Origin of the sequence: Nonomuraea antimicrobica (assembly GCF_039536965.1) — a bacterium.
GTDB lineage: Bacteria > Actinomycetota > Actinomycetes > Streptosporangiales > Streptosporangiaceae > Nonomuraea > Nonomuraea antimicrobica.
Map to the genome: position 1 here is coordinate 14,786 of NZ_BAAAZP010000116.1, position 19,869 is coordinate 34,654.

Consider the following 19,869-nt stretch of genomic DNA (forward strand, 5'->3'; position numbering starts at 1 on the left):
CGGCCACGAAAGGCAGGCTCATGGCACCGGCCAGCATCTACCAGCAGATCCTCGACCCGGCCAACCGCCCCGACCCGTACCCGCTCTACGCCGAGCTGCGCAGGACGCCGGTGACGCGGGAGGCCGACGGCACCTACGTGGTCAGCACGTACGACGAGGTCGTCGCCCTGCTGCACGACCCGCGGGTCAGCTCCGACCCCCAGCGCCACCCCTCCGCCACGCCCTCGGAAGGCTGCCAGGAAGCGCCCGTGTCCTTCCTCAACCTCGACCCGCCCGACCACGACCGGCTGCGCGGGCAGGCCATGTGGTGCTTCGGCCCGCCGCACAGCCCCGGCCGCGTCGAGAGCCTGCGTCCCTGGCTGGCCGAGGTCGCCAACGGCCTGATCGACGGCTTCTTCGGCGGGAACCGGGTCGACCTCGTCGACGAGTTCAGCTACCCGCTGCCGGTGACCGCGATCTGCCACGTGCTCGGCGTGCCGCGCGAGGACGAGCCGCGCTTCCACCAGTGGGCCGACGGCGTCGTCGAGACCATCGACCCCAACACCGGAACGTTCGCGGAGCGCCGGCGGCGCAGAGACCAGATCTTCGCCGAGACGAGCGAGTACCTCGGCACGCTCGCCGACGCCCACGCCGATCGGCCGGGGGACGACCTGATCTCCGGGCTGCTCACCGATCCGGGCCCGCACGGGCTGATGTCGCGCGCCGACGTACTGAGCACCGGGGTGCTGCTGCTGGTCGCCGGGCACGAGACGACCGTCAACCTCATCGCCAACGGCGTGCTCACCCTGCTGCGCCACCCCGACATGCTGGAACGGCTGCGCCACGAACCCGACCTGATCACCCCGCTGGTCGAGGAACTGCTGCGCTACGAGCCACCCGTGCAGATGCGTACGAACCGCAGCACCGTCGCCGACATCGACCTCGCCGGCACCACCATCCCGAAGGGCGCGCCGCTGGCCCTGATGCTGGCCGCCGCCAACCGTGACCCGCGCCGCTTCCCCGACCCCGACCGCTTCGACCCCGACCGCACCGGCAACGTGCACGTCAGCTTCAACAGCGGCATCCACTACTGCCTGGGCGCCCCGCTCGCCCGGGTCGAGGCCCAGATTGCCCTGTCGGCGCTGGCCCGCCGACTGGTGAACCCCCGGCTGGTCACCGACCCGCCGCCGTACCGGCCCAACCCGGAGCTGCGCGGCCCGCGCCACCTCCTGATCGAGTACGACGACCTTGCCCCCGCCACCGGGCAGCTCTGATCCCGAGGTCCGGTCAGCCGGGTTCCTCGGGGCGGGGGATATGCGGAGGGTCGCGGAGCGCGCGGCCGGGGTCGTGGCGATCGAGCCGAGGCCGCCGTACTCGGCGTGGTAGGCGGCGTCGATCGCGGCGGTCGCCGGTGAGGAGGGGGTGCCGGGTGCGGCGAGTACGGCGCCGAGGGGTTCGAGTACTACCGCACCCCCCGGGCCGAGCACCCGAGGTGCGCCCGGTTCTTCGACTGGACCAGCGTCGACAAGATCGCGATGTTCGACGCGTTCGCCCCCATCCCGCTGATTGGGCAGCGACCTCTACGACAAGCCCCAGTACGTGGGCCCCGCGGTCGAGAAGCTGGCCGAGTTCTTCACGAAGAGCCTGGTCGAGGCCGCCTGAGGACACGCCGACCGCGCCCTCCCCGCGCGCGGGGGCCGAGTGTCGTCCCTTGGACGGCGGGTAGGTCCCGCGAGGGGTGTGGTCATTGGACGAGATCGATGTGATCGTGATCGGCGCGGGGCCCGCGGGGGAGTCGGCCGCCGCCAGGTGCGCCGACGGCGGGCTGTCGGTGGCGCTGGTGGAGCAGCGGCTGGTGGGGGGCGAGTGCCTGTACTACGGGTGCATTCCGAGCAAGGCGCTGATCCGGCCTGGGGACGTCCTGGCCGCCGCCCGCCGGGTGCCGGGCGCGGCGCAGGCGCTCACGGGCAGGCTGGACGCCCGGGAGGCGTTCGCCCGACGTGACGAGCTGGTCGGCGAGTGGGACGACGCGGCGCAGCTCCCCGCCTTCGAGGAGAAGGGCGTCCTGTTCGTCCGCGGGCCTGGCAGGATCGCCGATGACCGGGTGGTCGACGTCTCCACCTCCGACGGAGGGACGCGGCGGCTGACCGCGCGCCGGGCGGTGGTGCTGGCCACGGGCACGAGCCCGGCCATCCCGCCCATCGACGGCCTGCGCCGCGGCCAGGTGTGGGACAACCAGGACGCCACCGCGGTCAAGGAGCTGCCCGAGCGCCTGCTGGTGATCGGCGGCGGGTTCATCGGCGCGGAGATGACGCAGGCGTTCCGGCGGCTGGGCTGCACCCAGGTGACGGTGGTGGAGGAGGCCGAGCGGCTGCTGGTCGCGGAGGAGCCGTTCGCCGGTGAGCAGGTGCGGGAGGCGTTCGAGGCGGAGGGCGTCGACGTCGTGACGGGCGTCCGCGTGACCGCCGTCGAGCAGCGGGACACCGACGGGCCGCTGACCGCGACTCTCGGCGACGGCCGCCGGGTCACCGCCGACGAGATCCTCGTCGCGGTCGGCCGCCGCGCCGAGACCGAGGGACTCGGGCTGGAGGCCATCGGCCTGACGCCAGGCGGGTTCGTCGAGGTCGACGGCTGGATGCGGGCCACCGGCGTGCCGGGCGGCTGGCTGTACGCGGTCGGCGACTGCAACGGCCGCGCGCTGCTCACCCACATGGGTAAGTACCAGGGCAGGCTCGCCGCCGACGTGATCATGGGTAAGGACGTGCCCGAGTCGACCACCGTCGTGCCGCGCGTGACCTTCACCGATCCCCAGGTCTGCGCGGTCGGGCTGACCGAGCGGCAGGCCCGCGAGCGCGGCCTGCCGGTGCGGACCGTGACCACCGGCACCGGCGACGTCGACGGGGCTCACGTGCTGGGCGTGGGGATTACCGGCACGTGCAAGCTCGTCGTCGACGACGACCGCAAGGTGCTGGTGGGCGCCACCTTCGTCGGGCCCGGCATGCAGGAGCTGCTGCACTCGGCCACGATCGCGATCGTTGGCGAGCTGCCGCTCGCCACCCTGTGGCAGGCGGTGCCGCCGTTCCCCACGGTCAGCGAGGTCTGGCTACGCCTGCTCGAAGCGTACGGCCTCTAGGCCCCGCGCCGCCTCAGCTCCTCACGGACGGGCGGCCTCGCCCGGCGCGCTGACACACCGAGCCGGCGAAGGCCGGGAAAGGCGGGGACGCGGTGGCACTCATGCTGGCTCTCGTGGTCGGCGCCACGGTCGTGTCGGCGCTGGCCAGGCGGCTGGGGGTGCCGTCGCCGATCGCGCTGGTGGTCGCCGGGATCCTGGTCAGCCTGATACCGGGCCTGCCCCGGTACGAGCTGGACCCGGAGCTGGTCCTGTTCGGGTTCCTGCCGCCGCTCCTGTACGCCGAGGCGCTCGACACCAGCCTGCGGGACCTGCGGGCCAACCTGCGCTCGATCACGCTGCTGTCGGTCGGCCTGGTGCTGGCCAGCACGATCGCGGTCGGGTACGTCGCGCACGCGCTCGTGCCCGGACTGCCGCTGGCGGCCGGGTTCGTGCTGGGCGCGATCGTCGCGCCGCCGGACGCGCTGGCGGCGGCCGCGATCGCGAACCGGGTGGGGCTGCCGCGCCGCGTGGTCACCGTCCTGGAGGGCGAGAGCCTGCTCAACGACGCCACCGCCCTGGTGGTGTACCGCATCGCGATCGCCGCCGTGGTCACCGGCGTCTTCTCCTACGGCGAAGCGGTGCTGCGGTTCCTGATGGTCAGCGTGGTCGGGGTCGGGTTCGGGCTGGCGGTGGGCTATCTCGTCATCCGTGTACGACGCCGGATCGACGACCCGCTGACCGAGAACACCGTGTCGCTGGTCACCCCGTTCGCGGCCTACCTGGGCGCGGAGGCGCTGCACGGGTCGGGCGTGCTGGCGGTGGTGGTGACGGGACTGATGGTGGCGCGGGCGGCGCCGCTGATCGTGTCCAGCACCACCCGGCTGCAGGGGCAGGCGGTCTGGGAGATGATCGCGTACCTGCTGCAGAGCGTCGTGTTCGCGCTCATCGGCCTGCAACTGCGGCAGATCCTGGCGGAACTGCACGGTTACTCCGCGGCCGAACTCCTGCTCTACGCGGGCGCGGTCACCCTCACGCTGATCGTGATCCGCGTCCTGTGGGTGTTCCCGACCGTGTACCTGCCGCGCCTGCTCTTCGCGGGCATCCGCGCCCGTGATCCGTCCCCGCCGTGGCAGGCGGTGACCATCGTGTCGTGGGCCGGGCTGCGCGGCGTGGTGTCGCTGGCCGCCGCGTTCGCCATCCCGCTGAGCGCGGGCGGCACGCCGTTCCCCGGACGGGACCTGATCCTCTTCCTGACGTTCACGGTGATCGTGGCGACGCTGGTGCTGCAGGGGCTGAGCCTGCCGTGGGTCAGCCGCCGCCTGCGCGTCCCGGGCATGGACGACGACCTGCCCGCGCTGGAGCGGGCGAGCGCGGAGCACACCACGGCCCGGCTGGCCCTGCTGCGCCTGGACCAGATCGTGGCCGAGGGGACGCTGCCCGGCGAGGTGGAGCTGCGCCTGCGCAGGGACCTGGAGGAACGGGCCCGCAGGGCGCACGCCGAGCTCGGGCCAGGCGCGGACGACGAGCACCTGCCCGAGCTGGTCGAGGGCGCGGTCACCGCCGCCGCGACCTACGCCGAGGCACGCAGGGAGCTGCTGCGGGTGGAACGCGAGGAGGCGGTACGCCTCTGGCAGCGCGGCGAGATCGGCGACGAGGCGCTCCAGGCCCTGCAACGCAGGCTCGACCTGGAGGAGCAGCAGATCCTCTGACCTCCGGCACGCCGGGCGTGCCGGTCGACCCGCCGTGTTCGACCGCGCGCTCAGGAGGCCCTCGCGGGGGTAGCTCCCATGGCCGAGGCGGTCAGCCGCGCGCCCGCCGCGTCGCTCCGGAGGCAGCCCCGGCCGCCGGGACGACGGCGTCGTAGTCGACGAGGAGGTGGCGCGGGCCGCGCAGGGTCGGGCTGGGCCGGTACGGCGGCGGGTCGGTGACCAGCCGGGGGTTCACCAGCCGGCGGGCCAGCGCCGACAGGGCGATCTGGGCCTCGACCCGGGCGAGCGGGGCGCCGTAGCAGTAGTGGACGCCGCTGCCGAACCCGAGGTGCCGGTTGTCGGCGCGGTCGGGATCGAAACGGTCCGGATCCGGGAAGCGGCCGGGGTCGCGGTCGGCGGCGGCGAGCGCGAGCGTCACCGGCGAGCCCTTGGGGATGGTGGTCCCCGCGAGGTCGATGTCGGCCAGGGTGCTCCGGCTGGTCAGCAGGTGCACGGGTGGCTCGTAGCGCAGCAGTTCCTCGACCAGCGGGGTGATCAGGTCGGGTTCGTGGCGCAGCCGGTCGAGCACGTCGGGGTGGCGCAGGAGGGTGAGCATGCCGTTGGCGATGAGGTTGACGGTCGTCTCGTGCCCGGCGACCAGCAGCAGCACCCCGGTGCTCAGCACGTCGGCGCGGGACATCGGCGCGCCGGGGCCGGTGCCGGTGAGCAGCGCGGACATCAGGTCGTCGCCAGGCCGCCGCACGTGGGCGTCGGCGAGGCGGCCGAGATATTCGCCGACCTCGGCGCCGATCCGGCGGCGCCTGCGCTGGCGTTCCGCGAACGGGCCGGTGGTCGGGTCGCCGGTCTCGATGATCGTGTCGGCCCAGTGGTGGAAGCGCGGCTCGTCCTCGCGCGGCACGCCGAGCAGGCGGCAGATCGCCGTCACAGGCAGCGGGTACGCGAAGTCGTCCACGAGATCGGCCCGGTGCCCGCCCTCCAGGTCGTCGATCAGCGCGTCGGTGACCTCGGCCAGCCAGGGGCGCATCCCCTCGACCCGGCCTGGGCTGTGGGGCGGCCCGAACGGCCGGTTGGCCAGCTCCCGCAGCCGGTCGTGCTCGGGCGGGTCACGCCGGATGAAGTCGAGCGGCAGCCCCGGCTCCTCGGGTGCGGCCCCGGCCATGTCGGGATGGCTGCGAGGGTCGGAGCTGACCCGGGGATCGTGCAGCAGCGCGACGACCTCGTCGTACGTGCTGACCACGTAGGTGCCGTCCGCCTGCCGTGCCACCGGGGTCCTGCGCAGCTCCGCGTACAGCGGGTACGGGTCGGCCCGGCTCGCGGGGTCGAGGATCTGCTCGTAGACGCTGGGCGATGCCATGGCGGTACCTTTCGTGGCTCCCACCCGGCGCGGTCGGCAGGCGCGCCGCCGGGTCGGATCGGCGGTGGCGCACCGCGGTCCTCTGCCCGGCCGGCCCGCACCCAAACGCCGCCTCTTACGCGCCGGACATCGACGCTACCGCCGCGTTGCCCCGCGCTCCATGCCGCCCTCGCTCGGCTGCCCGCTCGGCCGGCTGTCGCTCTGGTCGCTCGTCCACGAGGTGAGGATGCGCAGCCCGTCGTACGAGGGGGTGCCGGGGGCGGCGGTGAGCACCATCAGGCGCTGCCCCGATCCGTCGGGGCTGCTCCAGGTGTCGCAGTCCAGCGTGAGGTCACCGACCAGCCGATGGCGGTACTGCTTGGTGCCGTAACTGGCGCTGGTCACGCGGTGTTCGGCCCACCAGGTGCGGAAGTCGGCGTCCTGCACCGACAGCTCGCCGACGAGCCGGGCCAGCTCGGGGTCGTCGGAGTCCGGCCCGGCCTCCATGCGCAGGGCGGCGACGGCGTCACGCGCGTCGTGCGCCCAGTTCCGGTGCATGCCGCGGATGACCGGATGGGTGAACAGCAGGCGGACGTAGTTGCGCTGCGCCGCCGGGATCTCGGAGAAGTCGATGTAGAGGGCGGTGGCGGCCGGGTTCCACTGCAGGATGTCCAGCCGCTTGCCCAGGACGAGCGCGGGCGTATCGGTGAGCTGGTCGAGCAGGCGGCGCATGGCGGGCCGTACGCGTTGCGCGGGACGTCGGCGGCGGGGCCGCGCGTCGGTCTTGCCGGCCAGCTCGTACAGGTAGCTCTGCTGGTCGTCGTCGAGCCGCAGGGCGCGGGCCAGGGTGGCGAGCACCGTGGCGGACGCCTGGACCCGGCCCTGCTCCAGCCGGGTGTAGTAGTCGACGCTGATCGCCGCGAGCTGGGCGACCTCCTCGCGCCGCAACCCGGCCACCTTGCGCGGGGAGTCGGACCCGGCCAGGCCGAAGTCCTCGGGCGCCAGTTGCGCCCGGCGGGCCCTCAGGAAGGCCCCGAACTCGCCGGGGAGAGATTCCGAACTCATGCCTTCATTCTCCCGCCACCCCGTACGGATGTGAGAGGGCAGGTTCCTTCCCAGGCAAGAACTCGCCTCTGTTGCCTGCCGGGGGCAGGCGCGAACGTGAAGACATGCCCGGCAGACAGCCCGGGTCAGGAACCCACCGCGACGGTGCGGATCCGCCGAACACGAAGACGCTCGACCTCAGGCGGAGAACCCCATGGTAAAGACCGATGTGACCTTCGACAGCGCCGGCATCCCCCTCGCCGGCCACCTCTACCTCCCCGACGGCCCGTCCGAGTGGCCCCGTCCGGCGATCGTCGTCGGCCACCCCAGCAGCGGCGTCAAGGAGCAGACCGCCGGGCTCTACGCCCGGCGCCTCGCGGGGCAGGGGTTCGTCACCCTTGCCTTCGACGCGGCGTACCAGGGTGAGAGCGGCGGCGAGCCGCGCGGGCTGGAGGACCCCGCCCACCGGGTCGAGGACCTCAAGGCCGCCGTCTCCTTCCTCACCACACGCGACGAGGTCGACGCGGAGCGTATCGGCATGCTCGGCGTCTGCGCCTCCGGCGGCTTTGTGCTCAACGCCGCCTCCGGCGATGTCCGCGTGAAGGCCGTCGGCACCGTCAGCGCCGTCGACCTCTCCCGCCAGTTCCGCCTCGGCGCGGACGGGACCCAGGACCCCGCCGTCATCCGCGGCATGCTCGGCGCGGCCGCGTCCGCCCGGGTCACCGAGGCGCGCGGCGGCGGCGTCCGGTATTTCGAGATCTTCCCCGACACCGAGGAGGAGGCACGCCGGGGCGGGTCGCACGCCTACGAAGGCTGGGAGTACTACCGCACTCCCCGCGCCGCGCACCCGCGCTCGGCCAGGTCGCTGACCTGGAGCAGCGTCGACCGCATCGCCGCCTTCGACGCCTTCGCCCCGCTCGCCCTCCTGGGCCCGCGCCCGCTGCTCATGATCGTCGGGAGCGACGCGGTGACCTCCTGGATGAGCGTGGCGGCCTTCCAGAAGGTCACCGGCCCCAAGGAACTGGTCCGGATCGACGGCGCGTCGCACGTCGACCTCTACGACAGGAAGGAGTACGTGGACCCCGCGGTCGAACGGCTCACCGCCTTCTTCACCGAGCACCTGGGCTCCTCGACGGGCTCTCGTGACGAGACCACCGGCGACCAGGCGGCTCTGGCCTAGCGGCCGGGCGGCAGCGGATGCCCCCGCGACCGAGCAGGGGCATCGCGCGGAAAGCGAACCAAGCAGAAGGGACGTGAACCGTGACGGCACGCCTGACATCGGTGAACGACCACGAGATCTCCGGCGAATGCCGGACCGCACAGGCGTTCCAGCTCATGCACGAGTTGCAGAAGAGCCGGCGTTTCGCCTCCGACGCCTCACACGAGCTGCGCACGGCCGTCGCGGGGCTGCGCGCGGAACTGGAGGAGGCCGGCCTGCACCCTGACGAGACCGACCTCGGCGACCTGCTCGCCAAGGCGTTGAGAGACGTCGACCGGCTGGACGCGATCATCACCGATCTGCGCGTCCTGGCCGAGATGGAGTCCGGCCCGCCCACGTTGTCGCGCCGGATCGACCTGGCCGCACTGGCCCGCGACGAGATCGCCCGCAGGGGCGACCCGATCGCGGTCCGCTTCACGGCGGAGCCCGGGGTGCGCGTACGGGCCGTCCCGATCCGGATCGCCCGGGTGCTCACCAACCTGCTGGACAACGCCCAGCGGCACGCCCGGCACCTGGTCGAGGTCCGCGTACGCCGCGACGGAGACGACGCCGAGCTGTCGGTGACCGACGACGGAGAGGGGATCGACGAGGCAGAACGTGAACGAGTCTTCCAGCGCTTCACCCGCCTGACGGCCGGCCGCCGTCTCGACGGCACCGGCAGCGGCCTGGGCCTGGCGATCGCCCGCGACATCGCCCATGCCCACCGCGGCAGCCTGGGCGTCGGCGAGTCCGAGACCGGCGGGGCACGCTTCGTCCTGCGCATTCCACTCGCGAAACCCGCTGAGAGCCCGTGATGAGATGAGTTGCGATCTTGTGAGCACGTGCGCGGACGTCATGGAACGCTGGCGTCACTTCGCCGCCGGCGCCTCGCACGAACTGCGTACGCCGCTGGCCGCGCTGCGCGTGCAGGTGGAGTCGGCGCAACGGCACCCGTACGACGTCGACCTGCCCGACCTGCTGGACCACCTCAGACGCGACCTCGACCGGCTGGAGAGCCTCATCGGCGACCTGCTGTTCCTCACCAGGATCGAGGCCGAGGTCCACCGGACGCTGGAAGAGGTGGACCTGGCGAACCTGGTCAGGAGGGAGGCGGCCCGGTGGAGCGGCGATGGTGACGTGCGGCTCGACCTCACCCCAGGGGTGATGGTCGACGCCGCCCCGTGCCATTTCGCGCGGCTGCTCGCCAACCTGCTGGACAACGCCCGGCGGCACCGCACACGTACCGTGGAGGTGCGCCTGCGCCGGGTGGGCGACCACGCCGAGCTGACCGTGGCCGACGACGGGGCCGGGATCCCGCCCGCCGACCGCGAACGCGTCTTCCAGCCCTTCGCCCGCCTGGACACCGCCCGCTGTCGCGACCGCGGCGGCGCCGGGCTGGGCCTGGCCATCGCCCGCGACATCGCCACGGCCCACCACGGCACCCTGCACGTCGAGGACGCGGCCCGCGGCGGCGCGCGCTTCGTGCTCCGCATCCCCCCATCCACCACAACCAGCCCCTGAACCACTTAGACGCCAGGGCTCACGCAGACACCGAACCTCATACGTATCGTCTCTTCCGCAACCGTCGCCGACTCCCACCACGTCCGCGGCGGCTTCGTCATGCCCGGGTTTCGAGACGGGTCACGAGACGTCGTGGGTCGTCCGGCGCGGGTGGGAGGCGTCAGGGGCGGCGGGATCGCCTTCCCGCTCGTCCTCGACGGCGGCCCGGTACAGGGGAAAGGTCGCCACGAAGCGCGCTCCCTCGTCGGAGTCGGCGAGGGTGAGGGCGCCGTGATGGCTCTCGGCGATCTGGCGGGCGATGGCCAGGCCCAGCCCGGTGCCGCCGGCGTCCTTGGCGCGGGAGTCCGCCAGGCGGACGAACCGATGGAAGATCGTCTCCCTCTGGTCCGGCGGGACGCCGGGGCCGTCGTCGGCGACTTCGAGCACGGCGTCGCGGTTGTCGCGGGTGACCCGGACGGTGACGGCGGAGGCGGCGTGGCGTTCGGCGTTGTCGAGGAGGTTGGCCAGCAGGCGACGGCAGTCCAGGGCGTCCGCGGCGATCATGATGCCCGGCTCGATCACGGAGATGAGCCGCTGTCGCGCGGCCCGGCTCGACACCTCGTCGGTCACCAGCTCGCTCAGGTTCACGACCTCGGTGGGCTTGACGGCGGCGGCGTCGAGCCTGCTGATGACGAGCAGGTCGGTGACGATGGCCTGCAGCCGTTCCAGGCCGGCCAGCAGGGACTCTCCCACGCGGGACCAGTCGGCCGGGTCGCGGCTCAGCATCGCCTCCTCCACCCGCAGCCGCATCGCGGCGATGGGGGTGCGCAGGTCGTGGGAGGCGTCGGAGGTGAACTGCCGCTCGCGCTGGAACGCGGCCTCCAGCAGCGCCAGGGTCTGGTTGACGGTCATCGCGAGATGCCAGATCTCGTCGTGGCGGGCGGGCACGGGCACCCGCTTCCCCGGGTCGGTCGTGGTGATCTCGGCCAGCGCCGTGCGGATGGCCTGGACCGGTCGCAGGGTACGGCCGACCACATGGGAGATGCCGAACCCCGCGACGGCCACGATCGTCCCGGCCGAGCCCAGGAGCACGAGCAGGGTGAAGGGGTTCACGTACCAGGGGGTGGCGGGGGTGAACCCGTAGATGAGCAGCTCCCGATGGGCGGCGTCGGGCAACCACAGGGCGTTGACGATCATGCATCCGTCCAGGCCCGGCAACTGGCACAGAACCCTGTCCGCGCCGCCTCGGGAGCGCGCCGGCGGGTGGAACGAGGCCAGCCGCGGCCTGCCGACCAGCGACGGGCTCGCCGCCACCACCCGTCCGGACGGATCGACCACCTGAACGGCCGACAGCCCCCGCGTCTGCCTGATCACCGGGGGCACCGACCGGTGCGCGTTTTCGAACACCACCTCGCCGAGCCTGTGGTAGGCCGAGTAGACGCGATGACTCATGTCGTGCGCCCGCAGCAGACCCAGGCCGAGCATGACCAGCCCCACGCAGGTCAGGGCCATCACCGCCGTCGACAGCACCGTCATGCGTGTCCGGACGGTCCAGTCCCGCCACACGTCCACGTCGGCCTCCCCCCGACCACAGGTCTAGAAACCTGCTCGTTGGGCCGGAAAGCCACACGCAAGCCGCAGCCACGATTCACCCCGCCAGAGCAGCGCCCTGCTCACCGCGCCGCAGCGGCCGCGTCGCCGCGCCGTCGCCGTGGGCCGCCGTCGCCCGGCTTCAGGGGCTCTCGGCCGGGTCGGCTCGCTGAGGGTCGGGGCGGCCGGTCTTGCCGAGGATGCGGCGCAGCGCCGCGATGTCCTGGCCGTCGAGGCGGGAGCCGATGAGCTCGTCGTAGACGGTGCACTGGAGGTCTTTCGCCTCGGACGTCTGCCGCCGCCCCTTCTCGGTCAGCACGGCGAGGATGACCCGCCGGTTGCCCGCGTCGGGGTGGCGGTCGACCAGGCCCTTGTCGGCCAGGCGGTCGACCAGCCGCGTCACGCCGCTGCGGGTGACGAGCAGCGCGTCGGCCAGCTCGTGCATGCGCAGCCCGTCAAGGTGCGGCAGGAGCGCCGCCAGCAGCTCGTGCTCCAGCAGGGAGGTGCCGTGCGCGGACTCGAGCCGCCTGCCGATCTCCGCCTTGACCTGCCCGTCCATGTGCTGGAGCCGGGCCCAGACACCGAGCTTCTCCCACGCGTCGCCATCCATCGGCAGTCGGGACACCCGGGCCCCGCCCCCTTTCGTCTCCACTCATCCTAACCGACAACTGTTGACGTGCTCACAGTTGACACAACAACACTTTCGCCTAAGGATTGACGCGTCAACAGTTGTCAACTCAATTCGAAGGAGGGTGGCGTGAGCGACGTCACCGTCGACCGGGCGGGATGGCGGGAGTGGACGGGGCTCGCCGTGCTCGCCCTGCCGACCCTGCTGGTCTCCATGGACCTGACCGTGCTGCACCTGGCGGTGCCCCACCTGACCGCCAGCCTTGAGCCGTCCGGCACCCAACTGCTGTGGATCGTGGACATCTACGCCTTCCTGGTCGCCGGGCTCCTGATCACGATGGGCACCCTCGGCGACCGGATCGGGCGCCGGCGGCTCCTGCTAGGCGGCGCCGCCGCGTTCGGGGTCGCCTCCGCCGTGGCGGCCTACGCCGGCAGCGCCGAGCTGCTCATCGCCGCCCGCGCGCTGCTCGGCATCGGCGGCGCGACCCTGATGCCCTCGACCATGTCGTTGATCCGCACGATGTTCCGCGACGACAAGCAGCGCACCGTCGCCATCTCGGTGTGGATGATGAGCTTCATGACCGGCGGCGCGATCGGCCCGCTGGTCGCGGGGGCCATGCTGGAGACGTTCTGGTGGGGGTCGGTGTTCCTGCTGGCCGTGCCGGTGATGGTGCTCCTGCTGGTCGTGGGGCCGCTGCTGCTGCCCGAGCATCGCGATCCCGCGCCCGGGCGGGTCGACCTGCCCAGCGCGCTGCTGTCCATCGTCTCGGTGCTGGCCCTGGTCTACTGCCTCAAGCAGATCGCGGCAGACGGCCTCACCTGGCAGCCCGCGCTGTCCCTCGCCGTGGGTCTGGTCGCGGGCGTCGTGTTCGTCCGGCGTCAACTGGGGCTGGAGCATCCCCTCGTCGACGTACGGCTGTTCCGCGACCGCGTCTTCTCCACCTCGGTGGGCAGCCTGCTGGTCAGCATCATGGTGATGATGGGCGTCTATTTCCTGACCGTCCAGTACCTGCAGTTGGTGGAGGGGCTGTCCGCGCTGCAGGCGGGGCTGTGGACGCTGCCCAGCACCGCCGCGGGGATCGTCGGGACCATGGTGGCCCCGGCGCTGGTGAGCCGGCTCCGGCCCGCCGTCGTGATCGCCGGTGGGCTCTTCGTCGCGATCCTCGGCCTGGCGCTGCTCACCCAGGTCGGCACCGCCGGCCTGGCCCTGCTCATCACCGGGTCCGCGGTGCTGTCCCTCGGCATCGCGCCGGCCAGCGTCCTCGGCACCGACCTGATCGTCGGATCCGCCCCCGTCGAGCGCGCCGGGGCGGCCTCGGCCGTCTCCGAGACCAGCAGCGAGCTGGGCGGAGCCCTCGGCATCGCGGTTCTCGGCAGCATCGCCACCGCCGCCTACCACAACCGGCTGACCGACACGATCCCCGCCGGGCTCCCACCCGAGGCGGCGGGCACGGCGCTCGACACCCTCGCCGGCGCGCTGGAGACGGCCGGGCGGCTGTCCGCCCAGCTCGGCGACGGCCTGGTGACCGCGGCCCACGGCGCTTTCGTGCACGGGCTGCACGTCATCTCCGTCGTCAGCATCGTCATCATGGCCGCCTTCGCCGCCGTGGCCGCGGTCATGCTCCGCGGCCTGCGCCCGACCACCGGCCAGGAACCCGCCGCCCCGGCGCCGGGTGACGCGGAGGGCGTGCCGCAGCCCGCCCACGGAGGCCGGGGTGGTGAGAAGCCGGGGGAGGCGGGGTAGTCGCAGGTGAGGCCGCGTCCGCGTGATCGGGGGATCGATGCTGGGAATGCCTGACGGAGTCCGTGGGTGCCTGTTCGACATGGACGGCGTGCTGACCCGCACCGCCACCGTGCACGCCGCCGCGTGGAAGACCATGTTCGACGACTTCCTGCGGAGGCGGGCCGACCGCACCGGGGCCCCTTACGTGCCGTTCGACGCGGTCGCCGACTACGACCGCTACGTCGACGGAAAGGAACGGCTCGACGGGACCAGGAGCTTCCTGCGGGCGCGGGGCATCACCCTGCCCGAGGGCTCGCCCGGCGACCCGCCGGACGCCCTGACCGTCCACGGGCTGAGCAACCGCAAGAACGCCCTCGTCCAGGCCACCATCGACCGCGACGGCGTGGAGGTGTTCCCCGGCTCCGTCCGCTATGTGCGGGCCGTGCGCGACGCCGGGCTGCGCAGCGCCGTCGTGTCATCGAGCGCCAACACCGCGCGGGTGCTGGAGGCAGCCGGGCTCACCGGATACTTCGAGGCGCGGCTCGACGGCGTGGTGGCCAGGCAACGCCACCTGGCGGGCAAACCGGCCCCCGACATGTATCTCGCGGGGGCCGAGGCGCTGGGGCTGAAGCCGTCTGAGGCGGCGGTGTTCGAGGACGCGCTGGCGGGGGTGGAGGCCGGTCACCGGGGAGGTTTCGCGTTCGTCGTCGGCGTCGACCGGGCCGGGCAGGCGGCCGCGCTGCGCGAGCACGGCGCCGACATCGTGGTCACCGACCTGGCCGAGCTGCTGGAGCAGGGCACGCACGGGGGAGGCGCCCGATGATCCGGCATCCCGCGTTCACGGTCGAGCCGTGGTCGATCCGCGAGTCCCGGCTCGACCTGGACGTGCTGGCGCAGACCGAGTCGGTGTTCGCGCTGTCCAACGGGCACATCGGCCTGCGCGGGAACCTGGACGAGGGCGAGCCGTACGGGGAGCCGGGCACCTACCTCGACGGGTTCTACGAGCTGCGGCCGCTGCCGTACGCCGAGGCGGGCTACGGCTATCCCGAGTCGGGCCAGACCGTGGTGAACGTCACCAACGGCAAGGTGATCCGGCTGCTGGTCGACGACGAGCCGTTCGACGTGCGCTACGGGACGCTGCACGAGCACGAGCGGGTCCTCGACTTGCGCGCCGGCACCCTGACGCGCAGGGTGCTCTGGAGCTCCCCGACCGGGGCCCAGGTGCGGGTCACCTCCACCCGGCTGGTGTCCTTCACCCACCGCGCGGTCGCCGCCATCCACTACGAGATCCAGGCCGTCGACCGGCCGCGGCGCGTCGTCGTGCAGTCGGAGCTGATCGCCAACGAGACCCAGGAGTACAAGGCGGGCGACCCGCGCGCGGCCACGCCCCTGGAGTCGCCGCTGGTCCTGGAGGAGAACGTGCCGGGCACCGACGGGGTGGCGATCATGGTGCACCACACCCGGTCGAGCGGGATGCGGGTGGCCGCGGCCATGTGCCACGACGTCGACGGGCCCGACGCCACCCGGATCGACGCGCAGGGCGCCGGTGACGTCGGCCGGGTGACCGTCACCACGCGCCTGTCGCCGGGACGGCCGCTGCGGCTGGTCAAATACTTCTCGTACGGCTGGTCGGTCAAGCGTTCGCGGCCCGCCATGCACGACCAGGTCGTCGCGGCACTGGCGGGGGCCCGGCTGACCGGGTGGGACGGCCTGTGCGCGGACCAGCGGCGCACCCTCGACGCGTTCTGGCGCAGCGCGGACGTCGAGGTGACAGGCGACCCCGAGGTGCAGCAGGCCGTCCGCTTCGGGCTGTTCCACCTGCTGCAGTCGTCCGCCCGCCTGGAGGACCGCCCGATCCCCGCCAAGGGCCTGACCGGCTCCGGCTACGACGGGCATGCCTTCTGGGACACCGAGATCTTCGTCCTGCCGGTGCTCACCTACACCTACCCGAAGGCCGTCGCGGACGCGCTGTCGTGGCGCAGGTCCACCATCCCCCTCGCCCGCGACCGCGCCAAGCAGCTCAGGCTGCGCGGCACCGCCTTCCCCTGGCGGACCATCCACGGCGAGGAGTGCTCCGGCTACTGGCCGGCCGGCACCGGGGCCTTCCACGTCAACGCCGCCATCGCCCACGCGGTCACCCAATACGTCGACGCCACCGACGACACGTCGTTCGAGCGCGACACCGGCCTGCCCCTGCTGGTCGGGACGGCCCGGCTGTGGTGCTCACTCGGCCACCGCGACCCGGCAGGGCGCTTCCGCATCGACGGTGTGACCGGGCCCGACGAATACACCGCCGTCGTCGACAACAACGTGTACACCAACCTGATGGCCCGCCAGAACCTGCTGGCGGCGGCCGAGGCCGCCGCCCGCCACCCCGGCCGGGCGGCGCAGCTCAAGGTCACCGAGGAGGAGACCGGCGGCTGGCGCGACGCGGCCGCCGCGATGTGCGTCCCCTATGACGAGCGGCTGGGCGTGCACGCTCAGTGCGAGGCGTTCACCCAGCACGCGGTCTGGGACTTCGCCGCCACCAAGCCCCGGCAATACCCGCTGCTGCTGCATTTCCCCTATTTCGACCTCTACCGGCGGCAGGTGGTCAAGCAGGCCGACCTCGTGCTCGCGATGCACCTGTGCGGAGACGCCTTCACCCCCGAGCAGAAGGCCCGCAACTTCGCCTACTACGAGGCGCTGACGGTCCGCGACTCGTCCCTGTCGGCGTGCACCCAGGCGGTGATCGCCGCCGAGGTGGGCCACCTGGAGCTGGCGTATCGCTATCTCGGCGAGGCGGCCATGATGGACCTGGCCGACCTGGAGAAGAACACCGTCGACGGCGTCCACATGGCGGCGCTGGCCGGGGCGTGGATCGCCCTCATCGCGGGGTTCGGCGGGATGCGCGCCGGCCGGGGGCGGATCGCCTTCGCCCCGAGGCTGCCGTCCGAGCTGACCGGGCTCGCCTTCCGGCTGCGCTATCGCGGCAGCCTGCTGTGCGTCACCACCACGGCGGAGGCGACCACGTACGAGCTGCTGGAGGGCCCGCCGATCACCGTGACCCACCACGGGGATCAGGTCGCCGTGGCGGGATCGGTCACCCGGCCCAACCCGCCGCGACCGGAGCCGGAAGAGGAGATCCACCAGCCGCCCGGCCGCGAACCCGCCCCCCGGCACCCGCGTCGCGCCCGCAGATCGCGCTCCTGAGCTGAGAGCCACGTTCGGCGCGGGGAGAAACTCCGCGCCGCCGGTCGCGCGGACATAACGGACAGAGCAGACAAAACGACAGAGTGCACAAAGTGGGCGGAACGGCCGAGTGTTGAACTCCCCGTGAACAGTTCACCTGGCCCGGTGGATATATCAGGATATGGCGAGAATTGAAGCGTGGCCGTGTTGCAGCTTCTGGGGGAGCTGGTCGATTTTCTCGGGGGAGTCGGCCCGGTCCTTTTCGGCATCGTTCTCCTGCTGGTCACGCCGTACGTCGACCGGCTGCTCGTACGGCGCAAGCGGATCAGCTTCCGCGTGCTGTACAACTCCAAGATCGGCCTGGGGCCCGAGAGCTACAAGCCCGCCAAGTCCGACCCGCCCCAGCTCCGGCGGCTGACCACGCTGCTGGAGCGGATGAGCATCGTCGTCATCCGGATCCGCAACAGCGGCAGCTACGACATCGACGAGGGCGACTTCGACCGGCCGCTGGCCTTCACGTTCGGCGGCCGGGTGGTGTGGAACGCCCGTGTCTCCGAGGCCAGCACCGACCCCCTGCGTACCCGGCTGCGCGACGGGCTGCGCTTCTTCACCACCGCCAGCAAGCCCTCGCCCGACAGCCTGCAGACCGTACGCGGGCGGCTGGGGGAGCGGATGGCGCGCTGGCTGCTCGGCGGCCAGACCCAGCAGGACGCCGCCGAGCCGACCTGGCACGGCGTCCGGATGGAGGGTCTCGCGCTCAAGCGGCGCGAGCGCGCCAAGCTCGTCGTCGTCCTGCGCGAGGCGGAGGCGGACGAGGCCGAGATCACCAAGGTGGTCGAGCACGCCGGCAAGCTCAAGGACACCGGCATGATCAAGGACGAGGGCCGGACGCGCCGGGTCACGCTGTCCCGGGCGAGCGGCGTGCTCGTCGTCGTGCTCAGCGCCCTGCTGGTGCTCAGCCAGCTCGCCCAGCCCCGGGACCGCGCCGTCGCCTGCTCGGCGGGGACGCTGCGGGTCGAGGGTTCGAGCGTGTTCATGGAGACGGTCAGGTCGATCGCCGAAGCGTACATGGAACTGTGCGGCGAGGCGAGGATCGAGACGTCGGCGAACGGCTCGCTCGCCGGTGTCCGCAACGTCGCCCTGTCCAAGGGCGGCCAGCTCTTCGCCCTGTCGGACGGCCGCAGGCGCGGCTACGACCACCTCTACACGCAGAAGCTGGCGATCGCCGAGTTCCACGTGGTGGTCAACAGCGGGGTCGGCGTCACCACACTGAGCATCGAGGACCTGCGCAGGATCAACCGCGGCGAGCTGACCGACTGGCGGCAGGTCCGCGGCGGCGACTCGCTGCCGATCAGGATCGTCAGCCGCGACGCCGACTCGGGAACCAGGCAGTTGTACGAGGAGCGGGTGCTCGGCACCGGCGAGAACGTCACGTCCTCCAGCGAGTGCCGGACCGCCGACCGCATCCGCGGCGCGAACGTCATCCGCTGCGAGCGCCATGACAACGCCGAGGTCATCCGGGAGGTCAGCACCATCCCGGGCGCCATCGGCTACGCGGACGCGCACTCGCTGACCGAGGCGCGCCGCGCGGGCAGCGTCACCTCGCTCACCCTGGACGGACGCGCCTTCGACGCCGCCACCGCCGTCGAGTCGGGCTATCCCTTCTGGACCGTCGAGTACGTCTACCTCAAGGCCAAGCCCGCGCCCGGCTCCCTGACGGCGAACTTCCTCGGCTTCCTGCAGTCCGGGGGCCGCCTCCTGGAGTCGGGCTTCCGCCCGTGCGCCACGCCCGACGGCCTGCTGGCGCTGTGCGACCTGAGATGAGCCGTACGGCGTCGGCGGCCCCCTGCTCGCGCGCGATCGCGGAGACCGCGGGGCTGGGCCTGAGGGGAGCCGCCGAGGTTCGTGCCGTTACCCGCGTCGCTTGCCGTACATGCCGACCGACAGCGAGACGCCCACCGCCGCCAGGACGACCTGGAGGCCGAGCTCGATCCAGTCGGGCCCGCTCGTGTCGGCGACCCCCAGAACGGTGGCGATCGCGGTGCCGATCAGCGCCGCGACCACGCCGATGACGATCGTCAGCCAGATGGGGATGCGCTGGCGCCCCGGGATGACCAGCCGCCCGAGCGCACCGATCACGACGCCGATGATGAGGCCGGAAATGATGCCGATGATAGCCACCCTGAACTCCCCGCAACTCGGTGTTCTGCCTGTCCTGCCCAACGAACCCGGCGCGGCGAGGGTTCCAGCCCTTCGCCGACAAGCCCTGCGCCGCCGGGCACGGCGGCTATAGGGTCGGGACGGCGGCGCGCTTCCGAAAGGCGCTCGACGGTGAACGAAGATAAAATATCCGCGTCATTTGCTGAACGAAAAAGATCAGTAAATGAACGTACGATTTACAGGTGCTGGATCGCAGTGTCATTGCCTGCGGATTTGCAATAAAACCTGACATGGTTATCAACATGGCCGAAAACCCCTATATGGTTAGGTCCCGACGCTCGGGCCGGCAAAGTGGCCTGCTGAGAAATACGACAATTGCGACGTCGGGGAGATATTGGTGAGTGTCGATACCCGCCGCGAGGAACAGGCGATCCGGCGGACCACCGATTACCTGGTTCAGATCTTCGCAGGCACACACTCCGCCGAACAAGTCGAGAGTGTGATGCAGGCGGCCCACCGCCGCTTCGACGGCCTTCCCGTCCGGGACTTCGTCCCTGTCCTGGCCGAACGCATGGCCCGCCGCGAGCTGACGGCCCCCGATGACCCGGCCCCGGCCACCTCGGCCACCGAGACCGTCACCCCCGCCCAGGCCGCCGCGCCTGTCGCGCCCGCCGCCGCTGCCGCGACGAGCGCGCCCGCGACCGCGAGCGCCTCCACCCAGGC

16 protein-coding genes are annotated in these 19,869 nt (G+C 72.2%); 11 read left to right on the plus strand and 5 right to left on the minus strand.

What is annotated here, in order from left to right:
- Positions 1 to 20: 20 nt before the first annotated feature.
- The 3 genes from ABD844_RS32560 to ABD844_RS32570 all read left to right on the plus strand — a co-directional run bounded on the left by ABD844_RS32560 (position 21) and on the right by ABD844_RS32570 (position 4,800).
- Complete coding sequence (locus ABD844_RS32560) at positions 21 to 1,253, plus strand: cytochrome P450 (RefSeq protein ID WP_344886551.1); 1,233 nt, start codon at positions 21 to 23, stop codon at positions 1,251 to 1,253.
- Positions 1,254 to 1,717: 464 nt separating this feature from the next.
- Entirely contained in the window at positions 1,718 to 3,112 is a 1,395-nt protein-coding gene (locus ABD844_RS32565) for a dihydrolipoyl dehydrogenase family protein (protein WP_425568701.1), read from the plus strand.
- 101 nt (positions 3,113 to 3,213) lie between these two features.
- Positions 3,214 to 4,800, plus strand: a complete 1,587-nt coding sequence (locus ABD844_RS32570; RefSeq protein WP_344886553.1) for a Na+/H+ antiporter — start codon at positions 3,214 to 3,216, stop codon at positions 4,798 to 4,800.
- 91 nt (positions 4,801 to 4,891) lie between these two features.
- On the opposite strand, the gene ABD844_RS32575 is transcribed toward ABD844_RS32570, so the two are convergent.
- Together ABD844_RS32575 and ABD844_RS32580 are read right to left on the minus strand one after the other, a co-directional pair.
- Positions 4,892 to 6,154, minus strand: a complete 1,263-nt coding sequence (locus ABD844_RS32575) for a cytochrome P450 (protein WP_344886554.1) — start codon at positions 6,152 to 6,154, stop codon at positions 4,892 to 4,894.
- Between the two features lie 135 nt (positions 6,155 to 6,289).
- The gene (locus tag ABD844_RS32580; RefSeq protein ID WP_344886555.1) at positions 6,290 to 7,198 is read right to left on the minus strand and encodes a helix-turn-helix domain-containing protein; all 909 of its coding nucleotides are present in this window, start codon (positions 7,196 to 7,198) and stop codon (positions 6,290 to 6,292) included.
- 193 nt (positions 7,199 to 7,391) lie between these two features.
- On the opposite strand from ABD844_RS32580, the gene ABD844_RS32585 reads away from it, so the two are divergent.
- The 3 genes from ABD844_RS32585 (at position 7,392) to ABD844_RS32595 (ending at position 9,896) form a co-directional block, all read left to right on the plus strand.
- Positions 7,392 to 8,357, plus strand: a complete 966-nt coding sequence (locus tag ABD844_RS32585; RefSeq protein ID WP_344886556.1) for an alpha/beta hydrolase — start codon at positions 7,392 to 7,394, stop codon at positions 8,355 to 8,357.
- An 80-nt stretch (positions 8,358 to 8,437) separates the two neighbouring features.
- Entirely contained in the window at positions 8,438 to 9,190 is a 753-nt protein-coding gene (locus ABD844_RS32590; RefSeq protein ID WP_344886557.1) for a sensor histidine kinase, read from the plus strand.
- 19 nt (positions 9,191 to 9,209) lie between these two features.
- Positions 9,210 to 9,896, plus strand: a complete 687-nt coding sequence (locus tag ABD844_RS32595; protein ID WP_344886558.1) for a sensor histidine kinase — start codon at positions 9,210 to 9,212, stop codon at positions 9,894 to 9,896.
- 120 nt (positions 9,897 to 10,016) lie between these two features.
- Here ABD844_RS32595 and ABD844_RS32600 read toward each other — a convergent pair whose 3' ends face one another.
- A complete protein-coding gene (locus ABD844_RS32600) occupies positions 10,017 to 11,447 on the minus strand; it encodes a sensor histidine kinase (protein ID WP_344886559.1) in 1,431 nt (476 codons plus the stop codon).
- 160 nt (positions 11,448 to 11,607) lie between these two features.
- Positions 11,608 to 12,090 (minus strand): MarR family winged helix-turn-helix transcriptional regulator, encoded by a 483-nt coding sequence (locus tag ABD844_RS32605; RefSeq protein WP_344886560.1) that lies wholly within the window; start codon positions 12,088 to 12,090, stop codon positions 11,608 to 11,610.
- Positions 12,091 to 12,222: 132 nt separating this feature from the next.
- Here ABD844_RS32605 and ABD844_RS32610 point away from each other — a divergent pair, with 132 nt between their 5' ends.
- The 4 genes from ABD844_RS32610 to ABD844_RS32625 all read left to right on the plus strand — a co-directional run bounded on the left by ABD844_RS32610 (position 12,223) and on the right by ABD844_RS32625 (position 18,810).
- Positions 12,223 to 13,836 carry an MFS transporter gene (locus ABD844_RS32610; RefSeq protein WP_344886561.1) on the plus strand — a complete coding sequence of 538 codons (1,614 nt, stop codon included), beginning with the start codon at positions 12,223 to 12,225 and terminating at the stop codon, positions 13,834 to 13,836.
- 37 nt (positions 13,837 to 13,873) lie between these two features.
- Positions 13,874 to 14,638 (plus strand): beta-phosphoglucomutase family hydrolase, encoded by a 765-nt coding sequence (locus ABD844_RS32615; protein WP_344886562.1) that lies wholly within the window; start codon positions 13,874 to 13,876, stop codon positions 14,636 to 14,638.
- A complete protein-coding gene (locus ABD844_RS32620; protein WP_344886563.1) occupies positions 14,635 to 17,007 on the plus strand; it encodes a glycoside hydrolase family 65 protein in 2,373 nt (790 codons plus the stop codon). Before ABD844_RS32615 ends, ABD844_RS32620 begins: the two co-directional genes overlap by 4 nt.
- Before the next feature lie 177 nt (positions 17,008 to 17,184).
- Positions 17,185 to 18,810 (plus strand): substrate-binding domain-containing protein, encoded by a 1,626-nt coding sequence (locus tag ABD844_RS32625; protein ID WP_344886564.1) that lies wholly within the window; start codon positions 17,185 to 17,187, stop codon positions 18,808 to 18,810.
- An 87-nt stretch (positions 18,811 to 18,897) separates the two neighbouring features.
- Here ABD844_RS32625 and ABD844_RS32630 read toward each other — a convergent pair whose 3' ends face one another.
- Entirely contained in the window at positions 18,898 to 19,167 is a 270-nt protein-coding gene (locus ABD844_RS32630) for a GlsB/YeaQ/YmgE family stress response membrane protein (protein ID WP_344886565.1), read from the minus strand.
- 376 nt (positions 19,168 to 19,543) lie between these two features.
- Between ABD844_RS32630 and ABD844_RS32635 the strand changes: the two genes are divergently transcribed.
- The coding region (locus tag ABD844_RS32635; protein ID WP_425568702.1) for a three-helix bundle dimerization domain-containing protein at positions 19,544 to 19,869 on the plus strand (326 nt) is incomplete at its 3' end.

What these genes read in the sequence shown, in the direction of transcription:
- ABD844_RS32560 (WP_344886551.1), top strand. Translation starts at nt 21, where the DNA reads ATGGCACCGGCCAGCATCTACCAGCAGATCCTCGACCCGGCCAACCGC.
- ABD844_RS32570 (WP_344886553.1), top strand. Translation starts at nt 3,214, where the DNA reads ATGCTGGCTCTCGTGGTCGGCGCCACGGTCGTGTCGGCGCTGGCCAGG.
- ABD844_RS32575 (WP_344886554.1), bottom strand. Translation starts at nt 6,154, where the DNA reads ATGGCATCGCCCAGCGTCTACGAGCAGATCCTCGACCCCGCGAGCCGG.
- ABD844_RS32580 (WP_344886555.1), bottom strand. Translation starts at nt 7,198, where the DNA reads ATGAGTTCGGAATCTCTCCCCGGCGAGTTCGGGGCCTTCCTGAGGGCC.
- ABD844_RS32585 (WP_344886556.1), top strand. Translation starts at nt 7,392, where the DNA reads ATGGTAAAGACCGATGTGACCTTCGACAGCGCCGGCATCCCCCTCGCC.
- ABD844_RS32615 (WP_344886562.1), top strand. Translation starts at nt 13,874, where the DNA reads ATGCTGGGAATGCCTGACGGAGTCCGTGGGTGCCTGTTCGACATGGAC.
- ABD844_RS32620 (WP_344886563.1), top strand. Translation starts at nt 14,635, where the DNA reads ATGATCCGGCATCCCGCGTTCACGGTCGAGCCGTGGTCGATCCGCGAG.